General features: G+C 58.0%; 19 protein-coding genes. 9 read left to right on the top strand and 10 right to left on the bottom strand.

Going from position 1 to position 19,238, the window contains the following annotated elements; translation table 11 throughout:
• Position 1 precedes the first annotated feature (1 nt).
• The 5 genes from ACRZ96_RS01140 to ACRZ96_RS01160 are packed head-to-tail and all read left to right on the top strand — an operon-like array spanning position 2 to position 5,222.
• On the top strand, positions 2-391 hold the full coding sequence (locus tag ACRZ96_RS01140) for a DUF4440 domain-containing protein (RefSeq protein ID WP_480705077.1): 390 nt from the start codon (positions 2-4) through the stop codon (positions 389-391).
• A complete protein-coding gene (locus ACRZ96_RS01145) occupies positions 388-3,180 on the top strand; it encodes a [protein-PII] uridylyltransferase family protein (protein WP_480705075.1) in 2,793 nt (930 codons plus the stop codon). Before ACRZ96_RS01140 ends, ACRZ96_RS01145 begins: the two co-directional genes overlap by 4 nt.
• Positions 3,167-3,439 (top strand): hypothetical protein, encoded by a 273-nt coding sequence (locus ACRZ96_RS01150; RefSeq protein ID WP_170396636.1) that lies wholly within the window; start codon positions 3,167-3,169, stop codon positions 3,437-3,439. Before ACRZ96_RS01145 ends, ACRZ96_RS01150 begins: the two co-directional genes overlap by 14 nt.
• Before the next feature lie 41 nt (positions 3,440-3,480).
• Complete coding sequence (locus ACRZ96_RS01155) at positions 3,481-4,683, top strand: RSP_2647 family RNA methyltransferase (RefSeq protein WP_170635195.1); 1,203 nt, start codon at positions 3,481-3,483, stop codon at positions 4,681-4,683.
• On the top strand, positions 4,680-5,222 hold the full coding sequence (locus ACRZ96_RS01160; RefSeq protein ID WP_223117920.1) for an RSP_2648 family PIN domain-containing protein: 543 nt from the start codon (positions 4,680-4,682) through the stop codon (positions 5,220-5,222). The genes ACRZ96_RS01155 and ACRZ96_RS01160 overlap by 4 nt, the downstream gene beginning before the upstream one ends.
• Positions 5,223-5,290: 68 nt before the next feature.
• Here the strand turns inward: ACRZ96_RS01160 and ACRZ96_RS01165 are convergent, their stop codons facing one another.
• From ACRZ96_RS01165 to ACRZ96_RS01195, 7 genes are all read right to left on the bottom strand, one after another.
• On the bottom strand, positions 5,291-5,980 hold the full coding sequence (locus ACRZ96_RS01165; protein ID WP_170396642.1) for a M48 family metallopeptidase: 690 nt from the start codon (positions 5,978-5,980) through the stop codon (positions 5,291-5,293).
• Positions 5,981-6,064: 84 nt separating this feature from the next.
• Positions 6,065-7,867 (bottom strand): hypothetical protein, encoded by a 1,803-nt coding sequence (locus ACRZ96_RS01170; RefSeq protein WP_480814157.1) that lies wholly within the window; start codon positions 7,865-7,867, stop codon positions 6,065-6,067.
• A 161-nt stretch (positions 7,868-8,028) separates the two neighbouring features.
• Positions 8,029-9,213 carry a vWA domain-containing protein gene (locus ACRZ96_RS01175; protein ID WP_480814158.1) on the bottom strand — a complete coding sequence of 395 codons (1,185 nt, stop codon included), beginning with the start codon at positions 9,211-9,213 and terminating at the stop codon, positions 8,029-8,031.
• Positions 9,214-9,217: 4 nt separating this feature from the next.
• A complete protein-coding gene (locus ACRZ96_RS01180; protein ID WP_170396648.1) occupies positions 9,218-9,385 on the bottom strand; it encodes a hypothetical protein in 168 nt (55 codons plus the stop codon).
• A gap of 6 nt (positions 9,386-9,391) precedes the next feature.
• Positions 9,392-10,756: a DUF2927 domain-containing protein gene (locus tag ACRZ96_RS01185; RefSeq protein ID WP_480814159.1), complete on the bottom strand. Its 1,365-nt coding sequence runs from the start codon at positions 10,754-10,756 to the stop codon at positions 9,392-9,394.
• Positions 10,753-11,202, bottom strand: a complete 450-nt coding sequence (locus tag ACRZ96_RS01190; RefSeq protein ID WP_170422139.1) for a GNAT family N-acetyltransferase — start codon at positions 11,200-11,202, stop codon at positions 10,753-10,755. Before ACRZ96_RS01190 ends, ACRZ96_RS01185 begins: the two co-directional genes overlap by 4 nt.
• Positions 11,203-11,292: 90 nt before the next feature.
• Positions 11,293-12,138 (bottom strand): AAA family ATPase, encoded by an 846-nt coding sequence (locus ACRZ96_RS01195; protein WP_170396653.1) that lies wholly within the window; start codon positions 12,136-12,138, stop codon positions 11,293-11,295.
• Positions 12,139-12,523: 385 nt separating this feature from the next.
• Between ACRZ96_RS01195 and dksA the strand changes: the two genes are divergently transcribed.
• Together dksA and ACRZ96_RS01205 are read left to right on the top strand one after the other, a co-directional pair.
• On the top strand, positions 12,524-12,946 hold the full coding sequence (gene dksA / locus ACRZ96_RS01200) for an RNA polymerase-binding protein DksA (protein ID WP_074736317.1): 423 nt from the start codon (positions 12,524-12,526) through the stop codon (positions 12,944-12,946).
• A 72-nt stretch (positions 12,947-13,018) separates the two neighbouring features.
• On the top strand, positions 13,019-14,170 hold the full coding sequence (locus ACRZ96_RS01205) for an FAD-dependent monooxygenase (protein WP_480705061.1): 1,152 nt from the start codon (positions 13,019-13,021) through the stop codon (positions 14,168-14,170).
• A 4-nt stretch (positions 14,171-14,174) separates the two neighbouring features.
• Here the strand turns inward: ACRZ96_RS01205 and xth are convergent, their stop codons facing one another.
• Complete coding sequence (gene xth, locus ACRZ96_RS01210; RefSeq protein ID WP_480705059.1) at positions 14,175-14,954, bottom strand: exodeoxyribonuclease III; 780 nt, start codon at positions 14,952-14,954, stop codon at positions 14,175-14,177.
• 280 nt (positions 14,955-15,234) lie between these two features.
• Complete coding sequence (locus ACRZ96_RS01215; protein WP_170396659.1) at positions 15,235-15,558, bottom strand: HesB/IscA family protein; 324 nt, start codon at positions 15,556-15,558, stop codon at positions 15,235-15,237.
• A gap of 76 nt (positions 15,559-15,634) precedes the next feature.
• Between ACRZ96_RS01215 and ACRZ96_RS01220 the strand changes: the two genes are divergently transcribed.
• Positions 15,635-16,792, top strand: a complete 1,158-nt coding sequence (locus ACRZ96_RS01220) for a deoxyguanosinetriphosphate triphosphohydrolase (RefSeq protein ID WP_480705057.1) — start codon at positions 15,635-15,637, stop codon at positions 16,790-16,792.
• Here ACRZ96_RS01220 and ACRZ96_RS01225 read toward each other — a convergent pair.
• Positions 16,774-17,325, bottom strand: a complete 552-nt coding sequence (locus ACRZ96_RS01225) for a putative pterin-binding protein (RefSeq protein WP_480705055.1) — start codon at positions 17,323-17,325, stop codon at positions 16,774-16,776. The genes ACRZ96_RS01220 and ACRZ96_RS01225 overlap by 19 nt on opposite strands.
• A gap of 130 nt (positions 17,326-17,455) precedes the next feature.
• Between ACRZ96_RS01225 and argS the strand changes: the two genes are divergently transcribed.
• Positions 17,456-19,201: an arginine--tRNA ligase gene (gene argS / locus ACRZ96_RS01230; protein WP_480771507.1), complete on the top strand. Its 1,746-nt coding sequence runs from the start codon at positions 17,456-17,458 to the stop codon at positions 19,199-19,201.
• The last annotated feature ends 37 nt before the right edge of the window (positions 19,202-19,238 follow it).

The raw sequence follows: 19,238 nt of genomic DNA on the forward strand, positions 1-19,238 counted from the left end.
AATGGAAGATATTGAAAACACCAGCCCACCGTCACTGGATCAGATCCTCTCGCTGGAAAAACAGGTATGGACTGCGCTGGTCGAAGGCAATGCACAGGCCGACCGGGCGCTGCTGAGCCCCGATTTTCTGGGCGTGTATCCAACGGGTTTTGCCAATCGCGACGATCATGTTGGCCAGTTCGCCGATGCGCCTACGATGGCGCAATATGAACTCAGCGATACCAGGTTGCGCGTTTTATCGGCGGATTTGGTTTTACTCTCATACAGGGCAGATTATCTGCGACCCGAAGCACAGGAATGGGAGGCGATGCTGATCTCATCCCTGTGGGAGCGGCGTCACGATGTCTGGATCAACAGTTTCAGCCAGGACACACCACTGGAACGGTCATGAGCCAGTCTCTTGTTATCAACCGCTTGCCGCGCGCTTTTCATACCGATCTGGGTGACGAAACACGCGCGGCGCTGCCCGATTTGACTGCCGAGCAGGGGGAGTTGATCGCGGGAACTGCGGGCTCTAGCCCCTACCTGAAAGGGTTGATTGACCAAGAAAGGGACTGGTTGCCACAAGCGTTGCAGCAACCGGACCAGGCATTGTCGGAAGTGATGGACGCGGCGCGCGCGCTGCCATCGGATCAGTTGAAACCCGGTTTGCGGCAAGCGAAGAGGCGCATGGCCTTGCTGACGGCGCTGGCCGATCTGGCAGGTGCGTGGCCGTTGGAAAAGGTAACCGCCGCGCTGACCGACTTTGGCGCTTTGGCCGCAGATGTGGCAGCGAAGGCCGAAATTGCTGCGCTGATCCGGCGCGGCAAGCTGCCGGGTATGACCGAAGATGATGTCGATACCGCTGCCGGAATGGTCATTCTGGCGATGGGCAAAATGGGCGCGTATGAGCTGAATTATAGCTCAGATATCGATCTGATCGTGCTGTTCGACGAAACCCGCTTTGATCCCGATGATTTCTACGAAGCGCGACAGGGCATGGTGCGCGCCACGCGGAATTTCTGTGCCACGCTTAGCGACAAGACGGCGGATGGCTATGTGTTCCGCACCGATCTGCGATTGCGCCCCGACCCGGCGGTGACGCCTGTGTGTCTGGCGATGGAAGCGGCTGAGCGCTACTATGAAAGCCTTGGGCGCACGTGGGAACGCGCGGCCTATATCAAGGCACGCCCCTGCGCCGGGGACATCGCGGCAGGTCAAAGATTCCTCGATGCATTGCGCCCGTTCGTCTGGCGGCGGCATCTGGATTTTGCCGCCATTCAAGACGCCCATGACATGCGCTTGCGCATTCGCGAGAACAAGGGAACGGGCGGAAGTCTCTCGATTCCCGGCCACGATATGAAGCTGGGGCAGGGCGGTATTCGAGAGATCGAGTTTTTTACTCAGACCCGTCAATTGATCGCGGGCGGACGTGATCCAGACCTTCGCGTCCGGGGCACCGTTCCCGGTCTGGCGGCGCTGGCCTCAAAAGGCTGGGTGCCCGAAGATGTCGCCGAGAAGCTGACCGATCATTACCGTGCCCACCGCGAGGTCGAGCATCGAATCCAGATGGTGCATGACGCGCAGACCCATAAGGTGCCAAATTCAGAGGACGGTTTCGAACGGGTCGCGTGCTTGATGGGGATCAGCAGCGCCGAATTGACCGCCGAACTGACCCGCCGCCTGACCGAAGTGCACGAACTGACCGAAGGGTTCTTCGCCCCTGGACCAGGCGCGGCACCCGTGCCGCTTCAGGAGGTTGAGTTTGACAAGGGTGTGCTGGCCCGTTGGCCGACTTACCCGGCGCTTCGATCGCAGCGTGGTGCACGGATATTCGAGCGGCTCAGACCGGAACTTTTAGCGCGATTGGCGAAAACTGCGAAACCCGACGAAGCATTGCTGGCGCTGGATGGGTTTTTGGCAGGATTACCCGCTGGGGTGCAGCTGTTTTCCCTGTTCGAAGCGAACCCGCATCTGATTGATCTGCTGGTCGATATCGTTGGGACGTCACATGCGCTCGCCACCCATCTGTCGCGCAACGCCTCGGTTTTTGATGCGGTGATTGGTGGCAGTTTCTTCAGCGATTGGCCCGGGCAGGCGACCTTGCAGTTGGACTTGACGCAGGCCTTGGCAGAGGAAAGCGACTATGAAACACAGCTCGATTTCGCACGTCGCTGGTGCAAGGAGTGGCACTTTCGCATCGGTGTGCATCATCTGCGCGGACTGATCGATGGGGCGCAGGCCGGGCAGCAATATGCCGAACTGGCGCAGGCCGTGATTGCGGCGGTTCTGCCCTGCGTTGTCGACCAGTTCTCCAAAAAGCATGGACCGGTGCCGGGGCGCGGCGCTGCGGTTTTGGGCATGGGGTCACTTGGGGCAGGGCGCATCAACTCGCAATCCGATCTGGACATGATTGTCATCTACGATCCTCAGGATCAGGACATGTCCGATGGCCCTCGCCCGCTGGCAACGCGGACATACTACGCTCGTTTCACCCAGGCTCTGATCACGGCGCTCAGCGCGCCAATGTCGCAGGGACGGCTTTATGAGGTCGACATGCGTCTGCGCCCGTCGGGCAATCAGGGGCCGGTGGCTACAAGCTGGGTCAGCTTCACCAACTATCAGCAGAATGAGGCCTGGGTGTGGGAACACCTTGCTTTGACCCGCGCCCATGTGGTCGCAGGCGACGCCGGTCTGGCCGAGGATATCGAAAGCTTCCGCGCCGATTTCCTGTCGCAAACGCGCGACCGCCAGAAGGTGCTGAAAGAAGTCGCCGAGATGCGCGAAAGACTGGCCGCAGCCAAAGCACCAGCGGGCGTTTGGGACGCAAAGAATGGGCCGGGCCGCATGATGGATATCGAGCTGATGGCAGAGACGGGCGCATTGCTGGCCGGATTCCCCCAGCGCGATGTCCATTCGGGTCTGGACGGGGCGGTCGCTGTCGGGCTGCTGGATGTCGCACAGGCGCAAACCCTGAAGGGTTGTTACGATTTATGCTGGTCGGTGCAATGTGCGGCGCGTCTGCTGTCGGGAAAGGTGATCGAGGCCGACAAGATCGGTGAAGGCGGTACGGCCTTTCTGTGTCGGGCGACCGGGTTCGATCAGGTCGAACAGCTGCAATCCGCGTTGCAAGACAATTACAGCACTGCGGCCTCGTTGATTGGCGCAGTTGTCGGAAGGGTTGAAGATGGCACGCAGTGATGATCCGAATGACCACAAAGGCCTGATCCGCGAGGCGTATCGCATTGAAGGCATCACCTTGCCCGAGTGTCGCAGCATCTTTCTGGATTGGGCGCTGAGCCTGCCCGGAGAGCTTGATCAAAATCAGGCCTTGACCAACCTGCACGCAGTCTATTCGGAACAGGCTGCTGATCATCCGATGACGCAGGTCCTGACCGAGGGTTTGCAGGCGGCCCAAGCCCCCAAGCGTCGTGGCGGCTGGCGCAAGCGCAATCGTTAACGGGGCTTTCACCCCCGTGCATTCACGATTATGAGGGCGCCATGACACCCGTAGCTGACCGCCCCCGTATCCGTTTGAAACCCAAGGCCAATGCGCGTGGCCTGCGCCACGGGTTTCCCTGGGTCTATGCCAATGACATCGTCACCGACCGCCGGACCCGCAAAATCGGGCCGGGGTCCTTGGCTGTGCTGGAAGACGAGAAGCGCGCGCCAATCGCTCTGGTCGCGGTGAATCCGGTCTCGAAGATCATGTGCCGGGTACTTGATCGCGATATCGGCGCGCAGTTGGATGCGGACTGGTTTGAAACCCGTCTGCGCCGCGCGCTTGAGATGCGCGAGCGACTGTTCGATGCGCCGTACTACCGCCTGATCCATGCCGAGGCGGATGGGTTTCCTGGGGTGATCATCGACCGGTTCGGCGACGCCTGCGTGATCCAACCCAACGCAGTCTGGGCTGAGGCACATCTTGAATCTCTGACCGACGCGCTAGTCAAGGTGACCGGGGTCGACACAGTGCTGAAGAACGCCTCAGGGCGCACGCGTGTGCTCGAGGGGTTGGACGACACCAATCTGACCTTGCGCGGCACCGCGCCCGATAAGCCTCTGCCGGTGCCAATGAATGGCGCAACCTACATGGCTGACCTGACTGGTGGGCAGAAAACCGGCCTGTTCTATGACCAACGCCCCAATCACGCGTTTGCCGCCAAGTTGGTTCACCCCGAGGCGCAGGTGCTGGATGTATTCAGCCACGTCGGAGGCTTTGGTCTGGCCATGCTGGCGGGCGGCGCAGCACAGGCATTGTCCGTTGACGGCTCGGCAGCGGCGCTCGAACTGGCGGCGAAGGGCGCAGAAGCCTCAGGATTTTCTGCCCGTTTCCAGACCCGACAAGGCGACGCCTTTGATATACTGACCAAACTCGGCGAAGAGGGCGCGTTGTTCGACGTCGTCATCTGTGATCCCCCGGCTTTTGCACCTTCGAAACAGGCGTTGGATGCAGGTTTGCGCGCCTATGAGCGTACCGCACGTCTGGCGGCTCCGCTGGTCAAACCGGGCGGGTATCTTGGCCTCTGCTCCTGTTCTCATGCCGCTGATCTGGGCCGCTTCCGCGATGCCTCATCCCGTGGGATCGGACGGGCAGGACGACAGGCCCAACTGATCCGAACTGGCTTTGCCGGGCCGGACCATCCACAACTGCCGCAGCTGGCAGAAAGCGGCTACCTCAAAGCCGTGTTTTACCGTCTGTGAAGGCGGTTCTTGATACCTGCGTCATCTATCCCACGGTGATGCGAGAGATGCTGTTGGGCGCTGCGAGGCTTAACTATTTCACACCCGTCTGGTCTGCACGTATCCTCGAAGAATGGGCCCGTGCCGCCCGCAAACTCGGCCCCGAGGGAGAGGCGCAGGCGCGCGCCGAAATCGCGCTGGTTCAGGCCCATTGGCCAAATGCCGAGCAACCCGCCAACCTCGGTGTTGAACAGCGCCTATGGTTGCCGGATGCCGCCGACATCCACGTTCTCGCAACGGCGGTCACAAGCTCGGCAGATGTCATTGTCACCGTCAATGCCAAGGACTTTCCCAAGAATATTTTGGCCGACGAAGGGCTTGAGCGGCGCGATCCGGACGGGCTGCTGCATGAACTCTGGCTGTCCGACCCCGAAGGCATGACGCAGGTTTCCAAAGCGGTCCTTGCTGAAGCCAACCGGCTATCCGGTGCTCAATGGACCTTGCGCAGCTTAATGAAAAAAGCCCGCCTGCCGCGCCTTGGCAAAGCCCTGAGTACTTAATTCGGGATCCCATTCATCTGGCCAAAAAAATCTCGGGGAGCGCGAGGGGCTGGCCCTTCGCTCCTATCCTAAACTCCCACGCCCCACTTTTGTTCAAGTACTTCCAGAGCTGCGATCCGCTCATCCGTCTTTGGATGACTCATCAACCAAGCGGGCACAACGCCCGCGCGCTGCTGTGTCAGATCCTCAAGCTTGTGGAACAAAGACTTCTGTGGACCAATCCCGATCCCGGCTTTTGTCAAAAGCGCAGCCGCATATTCATCCGCCTCATATTCATCACTCCGCGACAGGCGGGAGGCCAGCAAATGAGTCAGCATATTTGCAATCCAGGCTCCAATGAACGGGATGAAGCGGTTCAATAGCATCATCAGCGCAGCACGCAGGGCGTTTTGACCCGAGAAATCAATCATCCGCCGCCGGGCGTGGCCAAGGGCGACATGGCCCAATTCATGCGCGATTACGCTTGCCATTTCTTCCGCTGATACTTCGCCGTTGCCAAATTTGCGATAAAAACCGCGAGTGATGAAAATGCGCCCGTCCGGCGCGGCCAGCCCGTTCACCGGATCGATTTCGTAGATGTAGACTGGGACTCGATCAATTTCCAAGGCTGCAGCCAGCCGGTCCGTCATGCGTTTTAGCGCAGGATCGGCCAGTTCGGTGGACTTCGCATCCAACTCACGATGCGTGCGCCAGACGGATATCCGGTACATCACAACGGCATAGGCTATGGCCAGCAGGATGGGTGTTAAGCGAAGCATGAGTTAGATATGGGCGGCCCACCCCGAGGAGGCAAGCGGTAACTCGCCCTTCACGCCCGATCAGTTATGCGGCTCAATCCAGCCTTACCTGCCTGGCGAGGGCAGGTGCAGGTTCGAATGAAACTCGGCAAGGGACTGCTTGGTTAAGACCTCGCCCTTCGAAGCCTCAAAAAATGCGCGTTCAGCTTCCTTTTCTGCGACCAGAGCATCAACTCTCAGGTCCCTCACATCCGCGCGCAGAGCGTCGCGCGCCTCCTCGTAGGTTTCAGCATCGCGCAGCTCATCCTCAAGCGCACTCAGCTTGTCATCATAGTCCGGGTCCGCAGGATCAAGTGCGGCGATATCATCGGCGATGTCTTCGCTGCTGCGGCCATCGTAGTCTTCGTTCAGATCACGCAGTTCACGGCGCGCCTCATAGAGGTCACCGCGTAAGTCGTAATAGGTTTCCGCCGCCGCCTGGTAGGTCGCGATTTTGCCGACATTGCTGTTGGGTGAAGCATTGCGGAACGCCGGGGCCGCTGCCTTAGACGCATTCAGGTTACGCAGCTTGTCCGAGCCATAGGGATCGGTGATCGCTGCAACAAGCGGGTCGCGGTAATAGCGGTAGCGGTCCTTCTTGCGATCGGAATATGGCTTGTCGTATCGCAGTCGATAGTCGGTTTCATCATAGAACTTCTTATCATCCGAATAGCGGTAGCCGTCAGGATCGTAAGGCACCGGCTGGATCGTTGCCCAGTCCTTGTGCCGGTGGTTTGGCTGTGGCAGATCGAGATTGCCGTGGAACTCGCCCAGCGTCGCCTTGGTCAATGTACGCCCTCTCGAAGCGTCATAAAAGGCAGCCTCCGCATCTTGCAACGCGTCGCGGGTTTCGTATTTCAGATCCCTCAGATCCGCGCGCAGATCGTCGCGCGCCTCCTCGTAGGTTTCAGCGTCTCGCAGCTCATCCTCAAGCGCACTCAGCTTGTCATCATAGTCCGGGTCCGCAGGATCAAGCGCGGCGATATCATCGGCGATATCTTCGCTGCTGCGGCCATCGTAGTCTTCGTTCAGATCACGCAGTTCACGGCGCGCCTCATAGAGGTCACCGCGTAAGTCGTAATAGGTTTCCGCCGCCGCCTGGTAGGTCGCGATCTTGCCGACATTGCTGTTGGGTGAAGCATTGCGGAACGCCGGGGCCGCTGCCTTAGACGCATTCAGGTTACGCAGCTTGTCCGAGCCATAGGGATCGGTGATCGCTGCAACAAGCGGGTCGCGATAGCGACGCTTGCCGGGCTTCTTATTGTCATAGTGCTTGGATTTATAATCTGTGCGAGCAACAGGTCGCGGGGAATACTCAACAGGAGCAACCGAGGCCTTGCGGTACGATTTCTTTACCCGGTTCGCGCTTGACTTGGTTTTTACCGGCGAACGCTTGCCAAATAGTTGCTCGACATCGCGTTTAAACTCTCTTCCAAAGCCCGCCAGTGTGGTCTTTTGTACCTTGCCGTTCCGTCCCTTAGCTTTAGCAGAGGTTTTGGCTGACCGGTGGTGTTTTGCCTTTTGCTTCTTGTTAAACCCGAAAGCCTTTTCCACGCGGTGCGTTTTGGAGTTGGCCTTGCCGGCATCTTTACCCGCGCTTTTGGAACCCTTAGCTTTGCCGGATTTTCCCTTTTCGCCGCCTTTGTTGCCGTCGTTGCCTTTTCCGGACTTTCCCTTGCCTTTGTTGCCGTCGTTGCTTTTTCCAGAATTACCTTTGCCGCCGCCGCGGCCCTTTCCATTGCCATTATCATTCTTGGCATAAGCGGCGTCAGGGGAAAGTACCAATGTCGCGGTCGCACCCGATGCAATTGCGAACGCTGTAATGGTCAAAACAGATGTCAGGATATTTCGTAGTTTTGAAATGGTCATCTCAGCCCCCCAGCTTCAATCCCTTTGTCGTATATCACGAATTCGAGAGAGGCAGGGAATTTTGCCGAGATTGTTTCTTTGGTGGTGCTTTTGACGCGAATATCTCTGAAAACTAGGCCTATTGTTTCCGGTTTCTGAGTCAACCAGGACTCCGACGGTGGCTAGCGCGTCAGTTCCCGCATACCTTGTTCCAAACCCGCCAGCGTCATGGGTACCATGCGATCTTCGAATATCTCACGGATCATACCGATCGAATGGGTATATTCCCAATACTTCTCTGGCACTGGATTGATCCACAGGTTCGATGTCCACTGTTCGCGTGCACGGCCCAGCCAGACTTGGCCAGATTCCTGATTCCAATGCTCATTTGCACCGCCGGGATAAGCGATCTCGTAGGGACTCATCGAGGCATCGCCGACAAAGATGCATTTGTAGTCCGGCCCGTATGTGCGCAAGACCTCGTGCGTCGGAGTTTGCTGATCCCAGCGGCGGCGATTGTCGCGCCAGACGCCTTCATAGAGGCAATTGTGGAAGTAGTAGTATTCCAGATGTTTGAATTCGGTTCGGGCCGCTGAGAACAGTTCTTCGACGACCTTGATATGCGGGTCCATCGATCCGCCCACGTCCAGAAACAAAAGCACTTTGACGGCGTTGTGTCGTTCGGGTCGGGTTTTGACATCCAGATATCCGTGTTCAGCCGTAGCCCTGATCGTTCCATCCAGATCAAGCTCTTCCGCTGCACCTTCACGCGCCCAGCGGCGCAGGCGTTTCAAGGCAACCTTGATGTTCCGGGTGCCTAGTTCAACAGTGTCATCTAAGTTCTTGAATTCGCGCTTGTCCCAGACCTTTACGGCACGCTGATGGCGGCTTTCTTTCTGGCCGATGCGTACGCCTTCGGGGTTGTAGCCATAGGCGCCGAAAGGTGAGGTGCCCGCGGTGCCGATCCACTTGTTACCGCCCTGATGGCGACCCTGTTGGTCCTTGAGGCGCTCGCGTAGCGTCTCCATCAGCTTCTCAAAGCCACCAAGCGCCTCGATCTCGGCTTTTTCTTCATCCGACAGGTGCTTTTCGGCCATCTTTGCAAGCCACTCGGCAGGAATATCGACCGCCTCGAGTACTTGATCGAAACTGATTCCACCCAACCCTTCGAAACTGGCGGCAAAGGCACGGTCGAACTTGTCGATGTTGCGCTCGTCTTTCACCATCGAAACGCGGGCGAGATAGTAAAACGCCTCGACATCGTATGTCGCCAAGCCCTTTTTCATCCCTTCCAGAAACGTCAGGTACTCGCGCAGAGATACGGGAATGCCAGCGTTTCGGAGGTTTTCGAAGAAGGGCAGGAACATCGTTCTATACCAGACGGACAATGACCAGTGAAATCACCAGCCCGACCAACGCAAAGGCAATGCCGTAGCCCGCAGCGTATTGCGCCATATCCGCACCGCTTCCGTTACGTTTGCGTGCTGTCAACGCGCCCAGAATCGCGCCCAGAATAGCCATGCCCAGAACCACTATCATGTGACGTTATCCACCCGTGCTTGTGGCGGCTGACTGCGCGATGTCTTGTGTGACCGAGCGCACCACCAAATCCGAGCCGAAGCCGTAACGTGCCCATCCGATACTGTCCAGCCGAACGCGACGTGCCTGATCTAGTTGACCGGACTGCCGCAGTGCCTCGGATTTGAGCAGCAGCAGAGTGGCCAGAAGGGCGGCGTTCTCGGCCTTGGTCATGACATTGATTGCTTTGTTCAATTCGGGCAGGGCCTCGGTGCCCTGACCCTGTGCCAAAGCAAAGGCTGCGGTTTGTGCCGTGATATGAGCGCGCTGAATTTCTGTTCCCGGGATGGCGTTCAGGTATTTCAGGGCAATTTCATATTGCTGCTGCGCCGCCTCAGGGTCGTCGAATTGCCCCATGCGCCCCAGCAGATAATGCGGATAGGCGCGGCGGTGGTCGGTCCAGCCTTGCTGTTGACCAATTCGCGCTGCCTCGTTCGCAGCGTTGACGCGTTTGGCCGTACCAGCGCCAGCCCCCAAAGCGCGTTGAACTGCGTTAATCCACGCCCGAGGCGTCTCAGTAACCTGTTGTGGCGCAACCCGATCCCCTCTGGGGTTCAGCCGGCTGAGTACGCCGGGCAGAACCGCCGCCGCCTGTTCGCGTGTCATGCCATTTTGCAACTCAGGCGCATAGGCTGCGCGCAGGATCAACATGTCGAATCCGGTCAGAACCGTGTGGAAATTGTCGTCGTTGAATACTGAATCGGTTAGGCGATAGAGGTCGTTCAGAGGTCCAAGTGCCTGAGCCAATTCTTCATGCAGGCAGTCCCGAATTTCCTGTGGGCTGGCATCGTAGGGGATGAATATCCCGATCCGTTCACGTTTTCGCAGTTCGGTCCAGTTGCTTTTGCTTTTGCGCCTGTCACGGCGGTATTCTTCCAGACTTGAAGAGTTGGGCACGACGAAACAGGCGGCCTGCGGCAGGATGCGGCGGATCTGTTTCTGGCTTACAGCCTCGATCGTGATGTTCGCCTGACCCTCTGGAATCTGCCGGATGTCGATCTTCGCCTCACGTTGCAACCGGGTCAGTAGCCGGCTCAGGTCGGTCTGCATCGTTGGTGGCGGTGTCCCAGTCAGACGCACCGTGATGGGTCCATCAAACCGGGTGAAAACGGGCAACTCTGCGCCGCTCTCAAGTGCGAAATGCAGCGATAGGAAATCTGCGGCGATGTTCTTGTTTGAACGGGCAGGCGGGCTTGGACGAGCAGCGCCGAAGGATTTAGACGGCGGCAGCGAAGCTTCAATCACCTGGGTACGAGTCGGCGTCTCGATCCGGTCGACCGTGGTGCAGGCAGACAGCGCCGCCAGAAGGAGGGTTGCGCCCAAAAGCCTCATGGTCGCTGATACTTCAGGAACGGCGACAACTTGCCGATGCGGTCATAGAGTTTGCGTGCGGTATGGTTGTTTTCCTGCGTCAGCCAATAGACTGAGGGGGCTTTCTGCCTGTCCGCTTCTTCATAGACGGCCTCAATCAGGGCGCGTCCAACTCCGGTGCCTCGCGCTTCTGGGCGGGCATAGAGATCCTGCAGATAGCAGACACTTTCTTCCTTCCAGGCGTGGCGATGAAACAGGTAGTGGGTCAGTCCAAGCAATTGCCCATCCAAATCCGCGACAAAACAGGAAAAGTCATTCGGATCATCACCTAAGAGCCGTGCAAAGGTGCTTTGGAAAGTCGAATCCGGCACTTCGGTTTCATAAAATGCCAGGTAGTCACGCCACATTTCGGCCCATTGATCCCGGTCTTCTGGTCGCAAGGGGCGAATTGTGAGGGCGTTAGACATTTTATTATTTCCTGCTCTGGAGGCCCGATTGGCGCGGGGTCTTTCGTTGATGTAATGCTGACACCCGACCGTACCGATGACAAGCTGTGATCACCGCTTGCTACGCGCCATAAAGGCCAGCCGTTCAAACAGGTGTACGTCCTGCTCATTTTTTAGAAGCGCACCATGTAGCTTGGGCAGTGCATTCACACCGTCGCGTTTAAGGTCCTCAGCGCTCAAGTCCTCAGCCAAGAGCAGTTTCAGCCAGTCCAGCACTTCCGAGGTCGAGGGCTTTTTCTTCAAACCTTGCGTTTCGCGGATTTCGTAGAACTGGGTCAGCGCGGTGGTCAGCAGCGCATCTTTGATGCCGGGGTGATGGACTTCGACGATACGGCGCATCGTGGCTTCGTCTGGAAAGCGGATGTAGTGAAAGAAGCAGCGGCGCAGGAATGCGTCAGGTAGTTCCTTTTCGTTGTTCGACGTGATTATGACGATAGGGCGGTTCTTGGCACGGATCGTCTCGCCAGTCTCGTAGACGTGGAACTCCATCTTATCGAGTTCTTGCAATAGATCGTTGGGGAATTCGATATCAGCCTTGTCGATCTCGTCGATCAGTAGCACGACCTTTTCATCCGCATCGAATGCCTGCCACAGCTTGCCCTTGCGAATATAGTTCGAGACATCATGCACGCGCTCTTCGCCAAGCTGGCTATCGCGCAAACGGCTGACCGCATCGTATTCATACAACCCCTGTTGCGCTCGGGTGGTGGATTTCACGTTCCACTCAATCATCGTCAGCCCCAGCGCGCCTGCGACCTGTTTCGCCAGCTCGGTCTTGCCAGTTCCGGGCTCGCCCTTGACCAACAAGGGGCGTTCCAGCGTGACGGCAGCGTTCACGGCAATGTTCAGATCGTCGGTGGCAACATATTCTGCGGTGCCTTGAAAACGTGCGGTCATGGGACCCCTCATGTGGTTTCCGCGGAATGCGGGCTGGGTTTGCTCTGCTCGGGTTACAGAGAGGCAAGGTTATTTACAAGCCGGGCCGCAGCGTCGCGAGAGGATGGGATGGGCTGTAAGTCCAATCTGTTTTGGGCGATTCGTTCGGGGCGGGGTATCGCAGGGGTTGAAGCTGCCTGAAAAACGCCTTGCGAGAACCACAGAAAAACAAGGTTTTGTTGTTACAAGTCTCAATATTAGAGCAGTCGGAGTGACGCGGCGGCGAGGCATACGTTTGTGTAGTGACAATCTCTGCCCCGTCGGTTACACGCTCCGCAGAAGGGGGTGCCGAATGTCAGGTAATACAATCGCAACCGACGTTTCAGGCCATACCGAGGGAGCAAATATGAAGCAGGAAGTTTTTCTGCCGGAAGATTATCGTCCGGCCGAAGATGAGCCTTTCATGAATGACCGCCAGCTTGAGTATTTTCGCCGCAAGCTGATGGATTGGAAGACAGAACTACTCGCAGGCAGCCGTGATACGATCGAAGGTCTGCAGGACAACACCCGAAACATACCCGATGTCGCTGACCGCGCAAGCGAAGAGACCGACCGTGCGCTGGAACTGCGCACCCGGGATCGTCAGCGTAAGCTGGTGGCCAAAATCGACTCGGCCCTGCGTCGGATCGAAGAAGGGGAGTATGGATATTGCGAGAAGACCGGTGATCCGATCTCGCTCAAGCGCCTGGATGCGCGTCCTATCGCGACTATGACGCTTGAGGCGCAAGAGCGTCACGAGCGCCGCGAAAAGGTCCACCGCGACGATTGATCGCTGGGAAATTGCAACAAAACAACTGCGCCGGGGCCTGTCGCCTCGGCGTTTTTGCGTTATGGCAGGTCCATGAATATCAATGGTCTGAATTTCTGCGTCATTGGCGGCGGCATTGGGGGCATGGCGGCGGCACTCGCACTGCGAAGTCAGGGTGCTCAGGTGACGGTTCTGGAGCAGGCCCCAGAACTGACCGAAGTTGGTGCTGGATTGCAAATCAGTGCGAACGGGATGGCGGTACTGCGTGCGCTAGGCGTTGCTGGTAAGGTCCCGGAAGCTGGACAAATCTCGGGTGGGACCGTTCTGCGCGATTACCGTAATGGGCGCGTGATCAGTCGAGTCCCGGTCCCTGCCGCTGGGTCGACTTACTATTATCACCGGGCAGATCTGCTGGACCTGTTACACAAAGCCGCCTTGCGCTCTGGGGTGGATATTCGGCTGGATGCACCTGTCGCGACGGTTCATAAACACCCAAGCGAAGCCGAGATCGTTCTGGAAAGCGGCGAAAGGCTGCGTGCGGAATGCGCGATCGCCGCAGACGGTGGGCGCAGCGCTATCCGCCCGATCTTGAATGGCCCCGAGGTCCCGGTGTTCACCCATCAGGTTGCCTGGCGAGCTACGATCCCCTGGACCCAGCCAGAAGAACTGCCATGCGCGTCCTTGACGATGGGGCCAGGCCGGCACGTGGTAACCTACCCGCTGCGCGATCAACGCCTCGTGAACATCGTGGCCATAGAAGAGCGTTCCGACTGGCAAGAGGAAGGCTGGCGACGTCAGGGTGATCCCGACGACCTGCGAACCCGGTTCGCCGATTTTGGCGGACCGGTTGGTGACATATTGTCAAAGATTGACGAGGTTCACCTTTGGGCGCTGTTTCTGCGCCCCGTGGCGCAAATCTGGCAGAATGGGCGATTGGCCTTACTTGGGGATGCGGCGCACCCGACGTTGCCTTTTATGGCCCAAGGAGCTTGCCTGGCACTGGAAGATGCCTGGGTCCTGACACGCGCGTTCCAGGACAACTCAGGCGTCGCCCGCGCATTGGCTACCTATGAAGCCACTCGACGACCGCGTGCCAGGCAAGTGGTTGGCGCTGCAGGCGCAAATGCGCGTAATTTCCACCTTCGTGGGCCAATGAGGCTGGCCGCGCAGGCCGCCTTAATGGCGGTTGGTCCACGCTTGGCACGGCGCTACGAGTGGATCTATAGCTACGACGCGACCGCGTAAGCGTTCACAGGTCGAGATCAACCCAGACCGGCACATGGTCCGAAGGTTTTTCGTGCCCCCTCACTTCGGCATCGATCCTGCAATCACGCATCAAATCTGCAGCTTGCGGCGTCAGAAGAAAGTGATCGATGCGAATCCCGTCGTTTCTGTTCCACGCGCCGGCTTGATAATCCCAGAATGAGTAATGACCGGGGCCTTGCGTTCGTGCGCGAAAGGCTTCGGTGAAGCCCAGATTCAATACCTTACGGAATGCAGCGCGACTTTCGGGTCGAAATAGCGCATCCTCGCGCCAGGCGTCGGGGCGCTTGGCATCTTCGGCCTGCGGGATGATATTGTAATCCCCGGCCATCAACGCGGGTTCCTCTGATGCCATCAAATCGCGGGCACGATCATAGAGGCGTTCCATCCACTCAAGCTTGTAGTCATATTTCGGCCCCGGCACCGGATTGCCATTTGGCAGATACAATCCGCAGATGCGCAGTGCTCTCTTTCCTGTGACAGTAGCTTCGATCCAGCGCGCCTGCTCATCACTTTCATCACCGGGCAACCCACGGGAGACATCCTCAAGCGGCAATTTCGAAAGGATTGCAACGCCGTTGAAGCTCTTTTGACCGTGGGTTTCAACGTTATATCCGCGCTCCTCGAAAATCTCGCGGGGGAAATTCTCATCAATAGATTTGATTTCCTGCAGCAACACGACATCGGGCTGCGCCTCATCCAACCAGCGAGGTAACGCCTCGGCCCTTGCCTTGATACCGTTGATGTTGAATGTGGCGATTTTCATGCGTGATCCTCCGGTGCCATTGGCAACCTATCGCGCAGAATACACGCAACGGCAAGTTGCCGAATAAGTAAGCGAGGCTCTGCCTCGCGCTCCGAGGTATTTTGGGCCAGATGAAGAAACGGATTCTTAACCATATTCGTCAAATCTGAGTATGCGGTACAGGCGGAGGCGCCGATGACCGCGCCAGGTGAAGCTCTCTGACTTTGACTTTCAGAGAGTGGATCTCTCTTCATCTGGCTAAAAATACCTTGGGGGTGTGGGGGCAAAGCCCCCACTGACGCTACATCGAGAACGATGTGCCGCAGCCGCAGGAAGACGTGGCGTTGGGGTTCTCAATCACGAAGCGCGCGCCGATGAGTTCCTGTGTGAAATCAATTACCGCGTTCTCCAGAAACGGCAGAGAGATCGAGTCGACGATGACCTTTTGGCCTTTGCCCTCTAGCACCAAATCGTCCTCTTTCGGCACATCCAGGGCGATCTCGTATTGAAAACCGGAACATCCGCCACCCTCCACAGCGACACGCAGGGCCTGGCCCTGATCTGCGGCACCGATTTCGGCCAGGCGTTCAAAGGCGCGTTCTGTGACTGTTGGGGGCAGATTCATGCCGGTCTCCAAAGGTTTATTTCCTTAGCATCGTACAATATATGGAACCTGACGACAGGCGACAAGGACAAGACCTTTGGACAGAGCGGGTTTTGCCTCGGACCCAGGCCGCGCGAGGGGGCGGCTTGTACCTGAGGAGGAAAGCAGTTTTCGGTCATGCTTTCAGCGCGACCGTGACAGGATTATTCATGCCAGCGCGTTTAGGCGCCTCAAACACAAAACTCAGGTGTTTGTTGAGCATGAGGGCGACAGTTATCGAACCCGCCTGACGCATTCCATAGAAGTGGCTCAGGTGGCTCGAACGATTGCCGGGGCCTTAGGCTTGAACGGCGAATTGACCGAAGCGGTCGCGTTGGCGCACGACCTCGGGCATACGCCGTTTGGCCACACGGGCGAGGATGCTCTGCATGCGTTGATGGAGCCATATGGTGGCTTTGACCACAACGCACAGGCCATTCGGATCGTGACCAAACTCGAGCGTCACTACGCCGAGTTCGATGGGTGCAACCTGACCTGGGAATGTCTGGAAGGGATAGCCAAGCACAACGGGCCGGTCACTGGTGCATTGCCTTGGGCATTGGCCGAATGCAACCAGGGCTTTGACCTCGAACTCCATACTCATGCGAGCGCTGAGGCGCAGGTCGCGGCGTTGTCGGACGACATTGCCTACAACAACCACGATCTGTTTGACGGATTACGGGCGGGATTGTTCAGAGATGAAGACATTCAGCAGCTTCCCATAATTGATGCCTGTTTCGCCGAAGTGGATGCCAAATTTCCGGGTCTTGACCCTTATCGCCGTCGGCACGAGGCGCTCAGACGGGTATTTGGCGTCATGGTTTCGGATGTTATCGACACCTCACGCGCGTTGATAGCGGCCTCGGGGGCGCGGTCGGTCGAGGATATCCGCCATCTGGGTTATCCGGTCATTCAATTCTCGGATGATCTTTGGGCGAAGCTCAAACAGATCCGCGCCTTCCTGTTTTCGCGCATGTATCGCGCACCGAGCGTGATGGAAGTGCGCGCCAGTGTCAGCAAGGTGGTTGAGGAACTGTTTCCGATTTACCTGTCCGACCCGAAACAGATGCCCAGGCACTGGCATGTCGATATCGAGACGGCAAAGGATGAGACCGCGCTGGCCCGCATCGTCTCGGATTATATCGCGGGTATGACCGACAGGTTTGCGCTGCAAGACCATGCCCGGCTGACCGGAGATCACTCGATCGCAATATAGGCGATGGCCCAGACCTGTTGGCTGGCTTGTGTTTGAGCCAGTTCAGCATCATTCGTGGGCGGGAAAACGATCATCGTGGGGCCGTAACTACCAATGCCCATCGGCACGCCATCCGCGTGGGTGGCCACGATGGGTTGATGTGTCTCGATGCTTTCCCATGGGATTTCAGCCTGATAGCCATCCATAGCCATGGGCAGGGCGGATTTGCCCCTGGCACCTGCCATCGTCATCACGTCGGATAACAGTGGGCCGGAAAAGGTATAGTCGCGCTGGTTCTCTGGCGGGCCGTAGGGGATGGTGATCTCGACCTGATCCAACCCGTCCAGCATGGCAGCGTCAAAGCCTGCTGCACCGTCATGTGTGACTTCGAGAAAACCCAACAGCCCACCGTCGTTCTCAGCGCGCGCGGGCAGATTGGTTTCGGTGATGGCGCCACCGAGCGTCAGCAGTACGTGGCCTTGAGGTGAGGGCATCTCGGCCCATGTGGGCAGGGCGGTGGTCAGCAACAGGGCAAAGGGCAAGGTAAGGCGCATTCAGGGGCTCCGGTCACGGTTTTCCCCGACCTTAGCCCTGATAGCGGTTAATCCAAGCGCAAAATTTAGGCGTCCATTGACCTTGGCGCTTTGCGTGGTAAACCCCGCGGCAAGCAAAAGGACATCCGAAATGAACCTGTTTTCCGAGATCCGCGGCCTGGTACTGGACGCGCTGGCGCAGATGCAGTCCGAAGGCGCGCTGCCTGAGGGGCTGAGCTTTGACAACGTGGCGGTTGAGCCTCCGCGCGATGCGGCGCATGGCGATATGGCGACCAATGCGGCGATGGTACTGGCGAAACCGGCGAAGATGAAGCCGCGGGACATTGCGGATGTGCTTGCGGGCAAGCTGTCTGCAGACGGCCGGATCACCAGCGCCGAGGTGGCGGGCCCGGGCTTTCTAAACCTGCGGCTTGCGTCTTCGGTTTGGCAGGGAGTGTTGGCTGCGGTGCTGGAAAAGGGCACCGATTATGGCCGTTCGACCATGGGACATGGTCAGAAGGTGAACGTGGAATATGTCTCGGCCAACCCGACCGGCCCGCTGCATGTGGGCCACACGCGGGGGGCTGTGTTCGGTGATGCGCTGGCAAGCTTGCTGGCCTATTCGGGCCATGAGGTGACCCGCGAATACTACATCAACGATGGCGGCGCGCAGGTGGATGTGCTGGCGCGGTCGGCATATGAACGGTATCGCGAGGCCAACGGGCTCAGTCCCGAGATCGCCGAAGGTCTCTATCCCGGCGATTACCTGATCCCGATCGGTCAGGCGCTGAAAGAGAAATACGGCGACAGCCTGATCGACAAGCCAGAAAGCGTATGGCTGGAAGAGCTGCGCGAATTCTCAACCGACGCTATGATGGACCTGATCCGCGCCGACCTGAAGGCGCTGGGTGTTGAGATGGATGTGTTCTTCTCAGAGAAGTCGCTCTACGGCACAGGGCGGATCGAGGCTGCGCTTCAGTCGCTAACCGACAAGGGCCTGATCTACGAAGGCGTTCTTGAGCCGCCCAAGGGTAAGAAACCCGAGGATTGGGAACCGCGCGAGCAGACCTTGTTCAAGTCGACCGAACACGGGGATGACGTCGACCGCCCGGTCAAGAAATCGGACGGCAGCTGGACCTATTTCGCCCCGGATATCGCTTATCATTATGACAAGGTGAGCCGTGGGTTTGACGCGCTAATCGATGTGTTCGGTGCGGACCATGGCGGCTATGTCAAACGGATGAAGGCGGCCGTTTCGGCCCTTTCCGATGGTAAGGTGCCGCTGGATATCAAGCTTACCCAATTGGTGAAGCTGTGGAAGAATGGCGAGCCATTCAAGATGTCCAAGCGGGCAGGGAACTTTGTCACGTTGCGCGATGTAGTCGATCAGGTCGGGCCTGATGTAACCCGTTTCGTGATGCTGACCCGCAAGAACGACGCACCGCTGGATTTCGATTTCGACAAGGTGTTGGAACAAAGCCGCGAAAACCCGGTGTTCTACGTCCAATACGCCCATGCCCGCGTCATGAGTGTGCTGCGCCGCGCCGCTGAGGCCGGGATTTCTGCCGATGATGCTACGCTATCTGGGGCAGATCTGGGAAAGATCGACCACGCCTCTGAGCTGACCGTTGCCAAGAAGCTGGCAGAATGGCCACGTCTGGTTGAAATCGCCGCTCGCACAAATGAACCGCACCGGGTTGCCTTCTATCTCTATGAATTAGCAGGAGATTTTCACGCGCTGTGGAACAAGGGCAATGACGAAACCCAGTTGCGCTTCATTCAGGATGGCGATGTTGCCACAAGCCAATCGAAAATCGCACTGGCCCGGGCTGTTTCTGTTGTGATTTCAGCGGGCTTGGGTATTCTTGGCGTTACCCCGGCGCAGGAGATGCGATAACAAATATCGCCCGAACCGCCGGTCTGAGGCAGACAAG

It is taken from the genome of Ruegeria sp. CF1, assembly GCF_056537445.1.

Coding starts and splice junctions, on each gene's coding strand:
- ACRZ96_RS01140 (WP_480705077.1), top strand. CDS start 2: ATGGAAGATATTGAAAACACCAGCCCACCGTCACTGGATCAGATCCTC.
- ACRZ96_RS01145 (WP_480705075.1), top strand. CDS start 388: ATGAGCCAGTCTCTTGTTATCAACCGCTTGCCGCGCGCTTTTCATACC.
- ACRZ96_RS01150 (WP_170396636.1), top strand. CDS start 3,167: ATGGCACGCAGTGATGATCCGAATGACCACAAAGGCCTGATCCGCGAG.
- ACRZ96_RS01155 (WP_170635195.1), top strand. CDS start 3,481: ATGACACCCGTAGCTGACCGCCCCCGTATCCGTTTGAAACCCAAGGCC.
- ACRZ96_RS01165 (WP_170396642.1), bottom strand. CDS start 5,980: ATGCTTCGCTTAACACCCATCCTGCTGGCCATAGCCTATGCCGTTGTG.
- ACRZ96_RS01170 (WP_480814157.1), bottom strand. CDS start 7,867: ATGACCATTTCAAAACTACGAAATATCCTGACATCTGTTTTGACCATT.
- ACRZ96_RS01175 (WP_480814158.1), bottom strand. CDS start 9,213: ATGTTCCTGCCCTTCTTCGAAAACCTCCGAAACGCTGGCATTCCCGTA.
- ACRZ96_RS01180 (WP_170396648.1), bottom strand. CDS start 9,385: ATGATAGTGGTTCTGGGCATGGCTATTCTGGGCGCGATTCTGGGCGCG.
- ACRZ96_RS01185 (WP_480814159.1), bottom strand. CDS start 10,756: ATGAGGCTTTTGGGCGCAACCCTCCTTCTGGCGGCGCTGTCTGCCTGC.
- ACRZ96_RS01190 (WP_170422139.1), bottom strand. CDS start 11,202: ATGTCTAACGCCCTCACAATTCGCCCCTTGCGACCAGAAGACCGGGAT.
- ACRZ96_RS01195 (WP_170396653.1), bottom strand. CDS start 12,138: ATGACCGCACGTTTTCAAGGCACCGCAGAATATGTTGCCACCGACGAT.
- dksA (WP_074736317.1), top strand. CDS start 12,524: ATGAAGCAGGAAGTTTTTCTGCCGGAAGATTATCGTCCGGCCGAAGAT.
- ACRZ96_RS01205 (WP_480705061.1), top strand. CDS start 13,019: ATGAATATCAATGGTCTGAATTTCTGCGTCATTGGCGGCGGCATTGGG.
- xth (WP_480705059.1), bottom strand. CDS start 14,954: ATGAAAATCGCCACATTCAACATCAACGGTATCAAGGCAAGGGCCGAG.
- ACRZ96_RS01215 (WP_170396659.1), bottom strand. CDS start 15,558: ATGAATCTGCCCCCAACAGTCACAGAACGCGCCTTTGAACGCCTGGCC.
- ACRZ96_RS01225 (WP_480705055.1), bottom strand. CDS start 17,325: ATGCGCCTTACCTTGCCCTTTGCCCTGTTGCTGACCACCGCCCTGCCC.
- argS (WP_480771507.1), top strand. CDS start 17,456: ATGAACCTGTTTTCCGAGATCCGCGGCCTGGTACTGGACGCGCTGGCG.